The sequence below is a fragment of the Pyxidicoccus trucidator genome (assembly GCF_010894435.1).
Classification (GTDB): Bacteria; Myxococcota; Myxococcia; order Myxococcales; family Myxococcaceae; genus Myxococcus; species Myxococcus trucidator.
In genome coordinates this window covers 1-2,408 of record NZ_JAAIXZ010000051.1, presented here as the reverse complement: position 1 = coordinate 2,408, position 2,408 = coordinate 1, and the positions used below count along the sequence as shown (strand labels likewise).

Annotated in this window: 1 protein-coding gene; it reads left to right on the top strand. The window is 70.8% G+C overall.

Features of this window, described 5'->3' with window-relative positions; translation table 11 throughout:
* On the top strand, positions 1–2,408 hold a 2,408-nt coding region (locus tag G4D85_RS48320), incomplete at both ends, for a condensation domain-containing protein (RefSeq protein ID WP_164021885.1).

The following is a 2,408-nucleotide window of genomic DNA, read 5'->3' as shown; positions in this document are numbered from 1 at the left end:
GCCTGCGTCGCGTGGTGTGCAGTGGTGAGGCCCTCTCCCCTGAGCTCACTCAGCGCTGCCTGCAGCGCCTGCCCTCCGCCCAGCTGCACAACCTCTACGGCCCCACCGAGGCCGCCGTCGACGTCACTGCCTTCCACTGCCTGCCCCAGCTCGGCCTCCGTTCCATCCCCATCGGCCGCCCCATCTCCAACACCCTCATCCGCCTCCTCGACTCGCACCTGCGGCCCGTCCCCACGGGCGTGCCCGGCGAGCTCTTCATCGGCGGCGTCCAGGTGGGCCGCGGCTACCTTGCCCGCCCCGAGCTCACCGCCGAGCGCTTCATCCCAGACCCCTTCGCCTCCGAGCCCGGCGCCCGCCTCTACCGCACCGGCGACAAGGCGCGCTGGCTCGCAGACGGCAACATCGAGTACCTGGGCCGCCTCGACTTCCAGGTGAAGGTGCGCGGCCTGCGCATCGAGCTGGGTGAAATCGAAGCCGCCCTCGAGCTGCACCCCCAGGTGCGCCAGGCCGTCGTTGTGGTGCGTGAGGACTCCGCATCCGGCGACAAGCGCCTGGTGGCCTACGTCGTGCCTCCGTCTGGCACGCAGACTCCCGACTCCAGCGCTCTGCGCGACGCCCTCAAGCAGCGTCTGCCCGAGTACATGGTCCCCTCGGCCTTTGTCGCCCTGGAGGCCCTGCCCCTCAACTCCAGCGGCAAGCTCGATAGGAAGGCCCTGCCCGCTCCGGAGGGAGTGCTCGCTGCCAGCGCCGAGTTCGTCGCGCCTCGCAACGACGTGGAGCAGCGCCTGTGCGACGTCTGGGCACAGGTGCTCGGCCTGAAGCAGGTGGGCATCCACGACAACTTCTTCGAGCTGGGTGGCGACTCCATCATCAGCCTTCAGGTCGTCGCGCGTGCGCGGCGGGCCGGCCTCGTGCTCGCCACCCGCCAGCTCTTCCAGCACCAGACGGTGGCGCAGCTCGCCCTCGTGGTGAAGTCCGCCTCCGAGGCTGTGGGTGAGCAGGGCCCCGTCACCGGCCCGGTGCTACTCACGCCTGCCCAGCACCAGCAACTGGCGCACGACCCGGCCCACGCCCACCACTACAACCAGGCCGTGCTCCTGGCCTCGCGTGAACCGCGGGAGCCCACTCACCTGGAGCAGGCCCTCGCGCTCGTGGTGGCCCATCACGATGCCCTCCGCCTGCGCTTGCGCCAGCACGAGGGCTCCTGGTCTCAGGAGAACGCCAGTCCGAGTGAGGCGCCTTTCCACCTGCTCCAGGTGGACCTCTCCGCTACGCCCGCCTCCGAGCAGCCCGCCGCGCTCGAAGCCGAGGCCTCGCGCCTGCAGGCCAGCTTCGTCCTCTCGCAGCCGCCCCTGCTGCGCGCCGCCCTGTTCCAGCTCGGCAACGGCCAGCAGCGCCTGCTCCTCGTCGCCAACCACCTTGTCATCGACGGTGTCTCCTGGCGCGTGCTGCTGGAGGACCTCGAGTCCGCCTACCAGCAGCTCCAGCAGGGCGTCGCGGTGACGCTGCCGGCGAAGACAACTTCGTTCCAATCCTGGGCTCGTCGCCTGCAGGCCCATGCCCACTCCGAGCCCCTGCTGGCCGAGGCGCCTCTCTGGTTGGACGCGGCCCGCGCGCAGGTGGCTCCGCTTCCCACCGACGCCTCTGGCCCCAACACCTACGCCTCCGAGCGCTCCGTCTTCGTCTCCCTCGATGCCGAGGAGACGAAGCTCCTGCTTCAGGAAGTGCCCTCCGCCTGGCGCGCTCACATCAACGATGTGCTGCTCACCGCCCTGGCCCGCGCCCTCTCCGAGTGGACCGGCCAGTCCGAGGTGCTCGTCCACCTGGAGGGCCACGGCCGCGAGGAGCTCTTCGACGACGTGGACCTCTCGCGCACCGTCGGCTGGTTCACCTCCTTCACCCCTGTCCTGCTGCCCGTGCCTTCGAGCGGCTCGGCCGGTGAGTGCCTGCGCTCCGTGCGCGACTCGCTGCGCCTCCTGCCCCACCATGGCATCGGCTCCGGCCTGCTGAAGTGGCTCGGCCCGACGGACATCGCCCAGCGGCTCCAGGAGCTGCCCGCGCCCCAGGTGGCTTTCAACTATCTCGGCCAGCTCGATGCCACGGTCGCGTCCAGCCGCCTCTTCGCCCCGGCCAGCGAGAGTTCCGGCTCCTCCGTCTCCCCCTCGGGCTCGCGCCTGCATGTGTTGGAGGTCAACGGCTCCGTCTTCCAGGGCTGCCTGCGGCTCGCCTTCGGCTACAGCACCCACCTCCACCACGCGGCCACCATCGAGGGCCTCTCCCAGCGCTTCCTCCACCACCTGCGCGCCCTCATCTCCCTGCGCGCCTCCGAGGACGCCCGCCGCTTCTCCCCGGGCGACTTCCCTCTCGCGGCACTCTCCCAGCAGTCGCTCGACACCCTGCTGCGGCAG